Consider the following 8,948-nt stretch of genomic DNA (forward strand, 5'->3'; position numbering starts at 1 on the left):
TATTGCAAGTATGAGGTCCAGTATGAAACTAAAAACAAACATTCTCCACTTACACGGCAGTATCCGAGTTCCAGGTGACAAGTCTATCAGTCACCGTTCTATTATCTTTGGAAGTTTGGCTGAGGGTGAGACCAAGGTTTATGATATTCTGCGAGGTGAAGACGTTCTTTCGACCATGCAGGTTTTTCGTGACCTTGGTGTTGAAATTGAGGACAAAGATGGGGTTATTACCATTCAAGGTGTAGGCATGGATGGCTTAAAAGCGCCGCAAAATGCCCTTGATATGGGAAATTCTGGCACCTCGATTCGTCTGATTTCAGGTGTCCTTGCTGGTGCAGATTTTGAAGTAGAGATGTTCGGAGACGACAGTCTTTCCAAACGTCCTATGGATCGTGTGACTATTCCACTGAAAAAAATGGGCGTTAGTATTTCAGGGCAAACTGAGCGAGACCTTCCTCCCCTTCATTTAAAAGGGACGAAAAACCTAAGACCTATTCATTATGAGTTGCCAATTGCCTCTGCCCAAGTCAAGTCAGCCTTGATGTTTGCGGCCTTGCAGGCCCAGGGGGAGTCTGTAATTATCGAAAAAGAGTGCACCCGTAATCATACTGAAGATATGCTGCAACAATTTGGTGGTCATTTAAGTGTGGAGGGCAAAAAAATCACAGTCCAAGGGCCACAAAAATTGACAGGACAAAAGGTGGTTGTTCCAGGAGATATTTCCAGTGCAGCCTTTTGGTTGGTCGCAGGTTTGATTGTTCCAAATTCTCGTGTAGTGCTGAAGAATGTTGGTATTAACGAAACGCGTACAGGTATCATTGATGTCATTCGCGCCATGGGTGGAAAATTAGAAGTTACTGAAATTGACCCAGTCGCTAAATCTGCAACCTTGACTGTTGAGTCTTCTGACTTAAAAGGAACAGAGATTGGTGGCGCTTTGATTCCACGCTTGATTGATGAATTGCCCATTATCGCTCTACTTGCGACCCAAGCTCAAGGTGTAACAGTTATTAAGGATGCTGAGGAACTTAAAGTCAAAGAAACAGACCGCATTCAGGTGGTGGCAGATGCTTTAAATAGCATGGGTGCGCATATCACACCTACAGCTGATGGAATGATTATCAAAGGAAAATCAGCACTTCACGGTGCTAGAGTCAATACTTTTGGAGACCATCGTATCGGCATGATGACAGCTATCGCGGCCCTCTTGGTTGCTGATGGAGTAGTGGAGCTTGATCGTGCAGAAGCCATCAATACCAGCTATCCTAGCTTCTTTGATGATTTGGAGAACTTGATTCATGGCTAAGGTATTACTCGGATTTATGGGGGCTGGCAAATCGACTATTGCAAGAGGTTTGAACCCAGACTACATCGATATGGATGCCTTAATCGAGGAATGTTTGGGCATGTCCATTGCTGATTTTTTCGCTGAAAAGGGAGAAGCGGCCTTTCGTCAGGTAGAATCAGAAGTCCTAGCTGATTTACTACAAAGAGACCAAGTTGTGTCAACTGGTGGAGGAGTGGTCGTTTCTCAGCGAAATCGTGACTTACTAAAGACAAATTCTGATAATATCTACCTGAAAGCTGATTTTGAAACCCTCTACCAACGAATATCAACTGATAAGGACAATCAGCGTCCGCTTTTTCTAAATAATAGCAAGGAAGAATTAGCAGCTATTTTCCAAGAAAGACAGGCTTGGTATGAGGAAGTGGCTAGTCGGATTTTGGATGTGACCGAGCTAAGCCCAGATGAAATTATAGAGGAACTGAGATGAAAATTGCTTATCTAGGTCCCAAGGGATCATTTTCACACCACGTTGTGCAGACAGCTTTTCCTCATGAGGAATTGCAGGCCTTTGCTAATATTACAGATGTCATCAAGGCCTATGAGCAAGGTTTGGTGGACTATTCTGTGGTGCCAGTTGAAAATTCTATCGAGGGTAGTGTTCATGAAACCTTGGACTACCTTTTTCATCAGGCTCGCATTCAAGCAGTTGCAGAAATCGTTCAGCCTATTCATCAGCAGTTGATGGTGGTTCCAGGCCATACTAAGATTGAAAAGATTTTTTCTCATCCACAGGCTTTGGCTCAAGGAAAGAAATTCATCGATGAACAATATCCAGAGGCCCAAATCGAGGTGACTGCTAGTACAGCCTATGCGGCCCGCTTTATTTCCGAACATCCAGACCAGCCTTATGCAGCCATTGCACCAAGAAGTTCTGCAGAAGAATATGGCTTGGAACTGATTGCTGAGGATATTCAGGAAATGGAAGCTAATTTCACACGTTTCTGGGTTTTGGGAGCTGAAGGTGCAGCCATTCCCTTGCAAGCACAAACTGAGAAAATGAGTTTGGCCTTGACCTTACCGGACAACCTTCCCGGTGCCCTCTACAAGGCTCTTTCGACCTTTGCTTGGAGAGGAATTGACCTGACAAAAATTGAAAGTCGGCCACTCAAGACAGCACTGGGAGAATACTTTTTCATTATTGATGTGAACTATGCTGATGAGGACTTGGTCCACTTTGCCCAAAAAGAATTAGAAGCGATTGGAATCCAGTATAAAGTACTGGGCGCCTATCCTATTTATCCAATATCAGACCATGGAAAGGAGAGAAGATGAGTAAAGAAAATCCCTTAAGTCATCATGAGCAGTTGCGTTATGACTATCTCTTTAAGAACATTCATTATCTCAATGAGCGAGAGAAAAAAGAGTTTGCTTACTTGCAAGGTAAGTTAAATATGGCTAGTGGTAGTGAAGCTTCTCCAGAAATTTATAATGAAAATCACGATATGGAAGAGTCTTTCATGGAACCAGTCAATCAGTCTCCTCTTCCATCCTATGGTAACCGTAGCCGTGCAAAAAAATACCAGAAAAGCCACTCTCTTCCAAAGGTTAAGTCCAAAAAACGTAAGATTCGTTGGGGGCGCATTTTTGCAGGACTGCTTGCTCTTCTAGCCTGTGTCGGTTTTGGCATGATTTTTATGTTCCTAAAAGGCTATTCAAATGCGGATCCAACCAAACCTGCCAATGCTAAGGCAGCTCAAGTAGAAGTTTTTCATGGTCAAGATACCAAGGATGGGGTTAATATCTTGATCATGGGAACAGATGGACGGATTGGCCAAAATAGTGCTGAGACGAGAACGGACTCGATTATGGTTCTAAACGTTGGTGGCTCAGATAAAAAAATCAAACTGGCCAGCTTTATGCGTGACAATTTGGTTTATATAGACGGATACAGTCAAGTCATTAATGGTAGAAAGCAGTCCGATAATAAGTTGAATGTGGCCTATGAGTTAGGGGAACAAGAGGGGCAAAAAGGGGCAGAAATGGTTCGAAAAGTCCTAAAAGACAATTTTGACTTGGACATTAAGTACTACGCTTTGGTAGACTTCCAGGCCTTCGCAACTGCTATTGACACCCTATTTCCTGACGGTGTAACGATTGATGCCAAATTCTCAACCTTAGAAGGTCAACCTTTAACCGAAGCTACAGTCGGAGATGATTTACATGCTACGGAAACAGAGTCACCAACCCAGACTATTAAAGTTGGGAAACAGCAGATGAACGGTTCAACCTTGCTCAATTATGCACGTTTCCGTGATGATGATGAAGGTGATTACGGTCGTACCAAGAGACAACAGCAAGTGCTGACAGCTGTTCTGCAGCAACTCAAGGATCCAACCAAACTCTTTACTGGATCAGAAGCACTTGGTAAGGTCTTTGGGATGACCTCTACGAATGTTCCGTATAGTTTCCTACTGACCAATGGTTTATCCTTCCTAGATGGAGCGCAAAATGGCATTGAAAGATTAACAGTTCCAGAACTAGGTGATTGGGTCGATGCCTATGATGTCTATGGAGGACAGGCACTCTTAGTAGACCAAAATAAATATCAAACCAAGCTCGCTCAAATGGGAATGAGATAAGATAAGACAGAAAAATCAAAGTTTGAAGGCTATGTATCCAGCAGTCAAGCTTTGATTTTTTACAGTCTGCAATAGATTTTCATCCCTTATTTATGGTATAATGGAACGATACGATAGAAAGAATAATGAACAATATGACTGATTTAAAAGCAATTCAGGCTCGAAGTCTGGAGATGGCTGAATATTTTGTGGCTTTTTGCAAGGAACATGATTTGCTTTGTTATCTCTGTGGAGGAGGTGCTATTGGCGCCCTTCGAAACAAGGGGTTTATTCCTTGGGACGACGACCTAGACTTTTTTATGCCCCGTAAGGACTATGAAAAATTAGCAGAATTATGGCCTCGTTATGCAGATGAGCGTTATTTCTTGTCAAAGAGTAATAAGGATTTTGTCGACCGCAATCTTTTTATTACCATTCGTGACAAGGAAACTACCTGTATCAAACCTTATCAGCAGGATTTGGATTTGCCACATGGTCTGGCCTTGGATGTTTTACCTTTGGATTATTATCCTAAAAATCCAGCTGAGCGGAAAAAGCAGGTTCACTGGGCCTTGATTTATTCTCTTTTTTGTGCGCAAACTATTCCAGAAAAACATGGCGCACTTATGAAGTGGGGAAGTCGCATTTTACTCGGTTTGACGCCGAAATCTCTTCGTTATCGCATTTGGAAAAAAGCTGAAAAAGAAATGACCAAGTACAGTCTAGCTGAGAGCGATGGAATCACGGAATTATGCTCGGGTCCTGGTTACATGAGAAATAAGTACCTAATCGAATCTTTTGAAGATAATCTCTTCTTGCCATTTGAAGAGACAGAGATGCCTATTCCAGTCGGCTATGATGCTTATCTCAGCACTGCTTTTGGGGATTATATGACACCTCCACCAGCAGACAAGCAGTTACCACATCATGATGCTGTCATCGCTGATATGGATAAGTCTTATACAGAATACAAGGGAGAATATGGAGCATGATGGGTGAAAAAATTAGCGTTATCGTTCCAGTCTACAATGTAGAAGCCTACCTGGAGCGATGTGTGGAGTCAATTCTTCATCAGACTTATACTAATTTTGAACTAATCCTAATAAATGATGGATCTACTGATTCCAGTGGACAAATCTGTGATCATTTAGCATATCAGTATGAAAATATCAAGGTTTACCATATCGAAAATGCTGGTGTTTCTAATGCCAGAAATATTGGAATTCAGCTAGCGACGGGTGTTTGGATAACTTTTGTTGATAGTGATGATTTCGTCACCAAGGATTACCTAGCTACTTTAGCTAGTGCAGTTGAGGGAGGAAATGTAGGTTTTGTGATTGCTCCTCTACACCATATCAAAAATGGAATAGTGACAGATTTACCCCCGTATTCTGGTAGAAAAGAACTTTGGTCAACAGAAGAAACCATGAAAGAATTACTGATGACCACTAAGACATCATTCTTTCCAGTCGCAAAACTATTTAAGAGAGACCTGCTGACAGATGAAAAATTTAATACAGACTACCATCTAGCTGAAGATGCCTTATTTTTAACGGAATTGCTACTAAAGACAAGATGCAGTAGTGTATTCATTGATAAACCAATTTATTATTATGATCATCGTGAGGGAAGTGCGACAACATCTGTTAATCGGCATGTATTTGACACGATAGAGGTTTATAAAAAAATAATCACTCAGGTTTCACAAGTCTTTCCTAATTTAAAATACGAATTAATAAATAGAGAATGTTGGTCGTACATCACAGTTTACGATAAAATTATCTTTACTTCACGTGAAGAGTATCAAAAGGAGAAAGCCGAGCTGAGGACTTGGATTGTTCAGCATCGATATGAAATCTGGAAGGATGCTTATTTCACTAGATTTCGTAAGATAGCTGTTCTGTTACTTGTCTTTTCTCCGTGGCTATATAAAAAAATTGTTGGATTAAAAAACTAATATCATGAGAAGGAGTTGAAAATGAATTTTTCAAAAATGGATGAATACTTTGAAAAATCAAAACTATGGATTGCATATCTATTTGTTTTCATTTCGATTTTAAGTATGAGTTCACTGGTTTATAAGATAGCTAATCCTTTTTACAAGGGATTATCAGCAATTGTATTGTTTTACATTTGCTATACCTTATTGTTTAAGTGGAAAAAAATTATAGTAGATCGTAAATTTCTGTCCTTATTTGGTCTATTGGCTGGAAGTCATCTGTTATCAGCTATTTTCAATCGCTCTGGACATTTGATTGGAAATGTGATCGAGATCCTCTTTATGGTAACCTATATTTTATTATTTACCATGTTAGAATCAGGGCAACTTAAAAAATTATTTGACTGGATTGCCTATACGGTTCAAATTGTCTCTTTTTCTTCAGCAATTTTTGCGTTTACATTATTAGTAAGTAAAGTACTTATCCTATTTAAAATTGGACAGCAATCTTATTACTACGGTGTTATGAATGGGCGTTTGTGGGGAATTGTCAATCCCAATGCTAGTGCAATTTTTTCATATATTAGCATTGTTTTGGCTATGTATTTGATTCATAAAGGAAACAAATACTCTGTTTATCTAAAACTGAATAATGTGATTCAATTAGTTTACTTCGCAACCATGCAAAGTAGAGGAGCTTTATTATCTTTAGTGTTGATGATTGGGTTATATAGTTTCTTTATTAGCAGGGGCAAGTTAGCTAAGCGATTTCTAATCTTTATTGTTTCTGCTTTACTTGTTTCTGCTACTAACATCGGATTGAGTTATGTAACTTCTATTTACATATCTTCGGGGAGAGCAACTGTATTGGACTTAAATAAAGGACAATCTTATGCAGAAACGGATTCTTCAGTTATAAAAAAAACAGGCGAACTTCATCTAATAGAAACGACACCTAGTGGTAGAACTTATATTTGGAAAAATGCTATAAAAATGGGAAGTGCAAAACCAATTTTTGGTTATGGTGTACGGAATGTTCCAGATTATTACACAAAATATTTCAGTAAATTTGAGATTCAAAACTCTCTTATTGGTGGAAATTTCCATAACATTTTTGTAACCATATTTGTTAGTTCTGGAATTTTAGGTTTAGTATCCTTTTTACTTCTACTAGGATATATAATTAAGCGCTTTTTGACTTATTTGATTGTTTCTAAAAAGAACTCTGAAAAGTTGATTATGATTCTTTTCTTTGGCATCTTGTTCGGTCAATTATTTGAAAGTCAGATTATGTACTCAACTAACTTTATTAATATTATCTTTTGGTTGATTATTGGTTATGGATTAGTTGTTTGCAAACGTGATGAAGGTATTCGTTATCAGGAAGTAACTGATATTAGAGAGATTCAACAGATGGAACTAGGAATCATGGAATATATTCATGAAGTTTGTCAGAAAATTGGTGTCAAATATTTCCTAGCTTATGGCAGTCTTATTGGTGCGGTTCGTCATAAAGGTTTTATTCCTTGGGATGATGACATGGATATCTGTATGTTGCGTGAAGACTATGAGAAGTTGCAAGACTACCTTATCGCTAACCCTGACGAACGTTACGAAGTGATGTCTTATAAAAATAATCTCAACTATGTCTATCCCTTTATGAAAGTTCAGGATAATCAAACTTATTTACTAGAAGAAGATGTTCGAATTGATTCCAATATGGGAATTTATGTAGATATTTTCCCTGTAGATGGTTACGAGGATGACTCAGTTTTTAAAGATAAAATGACAAGACTTATAAAAAAACGCCAATTAAGCTGTTATACATTTAAAGGGATTACCAATACTAAAAGTCTATTAAATTCTCTAATTCGCTATATATCAGTCATTATCTTCTATTTCACAAATACAAATAAGTATATTAGAGGCATTGATGAGCTTGCTCAATCTAGAAAAGTAGGTGATTACGAGTTGGTTGACTATCTTATTTATAAAGATATGAATAAACCAGTCTGGAAGCGGGAGTGGTTGAATCAAACTATTACGGGTGTATTCGAAGGTAAGGAATTTATGATTCCAAAAAACTATCATGAAATTCTGACTTCGGACTACGGAGATTATACGCAATTGCCACCAGTTGAGCTAAGGTTCTCTCATCATGATTTTCAATTGTGGAAAATTATTAAGGTATCTCAATGATGTCATTGAAATGAAGAAGCCATTGACTCGATATAAAAAGATTAGGAGTGAATAATAGATGTCAGAGAAAATTTTGACTCTTGAAGAAATTAAACAAATTGAATTAGATATTTTAAACTATTTGCATGAATTGTGTGAGGAACATGAAATCAAGTATTTTATTGATTTTGGAACCTTGCTAGGTGCTGTACGCCATAAAGGTTTTATTCCTTGGGATGATGATACCGATATTTCTTTGGCTCGAGATGAATTTGAAAAGCTCTATGATATATTAAAAAATGAAAAACATCCCTACTATAGATTAATTTCATATAGAGAAACAAAAGGCTACCCTTATACGTATATGAGAGTTTATGATGTGAGGACAAGAAGAGATGCTAATCTTTTGGATAAGTCGGTTATTCTGGGTACTTGTGTTGACATTTTCCCATACGATGGGGTTGTTACAGATGAACATGATAGAAAAAAGATGAGGCTTTATAAACAATTTATTCGACTTTCATCTCTGAATTTCAAAGGAGTCAAAATAGATAATGGAGGTGTCAAAAATTTACCACGTTATTTTGCATCTGCAATTTTTAGACTGACTTCTCCACAGAAATGGAATGAAAAATTGGAGAAATTAGCTTTGCAATATGATGTTGAGCAGGCTACAGATCTTGCATGTACTACCTATGACTCTTACTATCCAAGTGGAATTAAGAAAGAGTGGCTATATGATACAATTGAAATGCCATATGAGAATATTCTTGTGAAGGTTCCTAGAAAATTTCATGAGATTTTGGTTTACGAGTTTGGTGAAGATTATATGACTCCTCCGCCTATTGAACATCAAAATCCAGGAACTGATAAAAATTACTGGATTGATTAATTTATGAGAAAGTTGCTTTGATAATTCGATAAA

The 8,948-nt window shown here is 38.2% G+C and carries 8 protein-coding genes; all 8 read left to right on the plus strand.

Annotated features, from left to right (window positions below):
- Positions 1–22: 22 nt before the first annotated feature.
- The 8 genes from aroA to O3664_RS01015 all read left to right on the plus strand — a co-directional run bounded on the left by aroA (position 23) and on the right by O3664_RS01015 (position 8,915).
- Positions 23–1,306, plus strand: coding sequence for a 3-phosphoshikimate 1-carboxyvinyltransferase (gene aroA / locus O3664_RS00980; protein ID WP_371613492.1), 1,284 nt, complete (start codon positions 23–25; stop codon positions 1,304–1,306).
- The gene (locus O3664_RS00985; protein WP_049542912.1) at positions 1,299–1,775 is read left to right on the plus strand and encodes a shikimate kinase; all 477 of its coding nucleotides are present in this window, start codon (positions 1,299–1,301) and stop codon (positions 1,773–1,775) included. The genes aroA and O3664_RS00985 overlap by 8 nt, the downstream gene beginning before the upstream one ends.
- Positions 1,772–2,620 carry a prephenate dehydratase gene (gene pheA, locus O3664_RS00990; protein ID WP_261076832.1) on the plus strand — a complete coding sequence of 283 codons (849 nt, stop codon included), beginning with the start codon at positions 1,772–1,774 and terminating at the stop codon, positions 2,618–2,620. Before O3664_RS00985 ends, pheA begins: the two co-directional genes overlap by 4 nt.
- Entirely contained in the window at positions 2,617–3,927 is a 1,311-nt protein-coding gene (locus O3664_RS00995; RefSeq protein WP_371613493.1) for an LCP family protein, read from the plus strand. Before pheA ends, O3664_RS00995 begins: the two co-directional genes overlap by 4 nt.
- 125 nt (positions 3,928–4,052) lie before the next feature.
- Positions 4,053–4,898, plus strand: a complete 846-nt coding sequence (locus O3664_RS01000) for a phosphorylcholine transferase LicD (protein ID WP_371613494.1) — start codon at positions 4,053–4,055, stop codon at positions 4,896–4,898.
- Positions 4,895–5,863: a glycosyltransferase family 2 protein gene (locus O3664_RS01005; protein WP_371613495.1), complete on the plus strand. Its 969-nt coding sequence runs from the start codon at positions 4,895–4,897 to the stop codon at positions 5,861–5,863. The genes O3664_RS01000 and O3664_RS01005 overlap by 4 nt, the downstream gene beginning before the upstream one ends.
- A 21-nt stretch (positions 5,864–5,884) precedes the next feature.
- The gene (locus O3664_RS01010; protein WP_004257299.1) at positions 5,885–8,044 is read left to right on the plus strand and encodes a LicD family protein; all 2,160 of its coding nucleotides are present in this window, start codon (positions 5,885–5,887) and stop codon (positions 8,042–8,044) included.
- A gap of 58 nt (positions 8,045–8,102) precedes the next feature.
- Positions 8,103–8,915: a phosphorylcholine transferase LicD gene (locus O3664_RS01015; protein WP_004257303.1), complete on the plus strand. Its 813-nt coding sequence runs from the start codon at positions 8,103–8,105 to the stop codon at positions 8,913–8,915.
- Positions 8,916–8,948: the final 33 nt, after the last annotated feature.

This window comes from Streptococcus sp. 27098_8_109, assembly GCF_041432295.1.
Taxonomy (GTDB): domain Bacteria; phylum Bacillota; class Bacilli; order Lactobacillales; family Streptococcaceae; genus Streptococcus.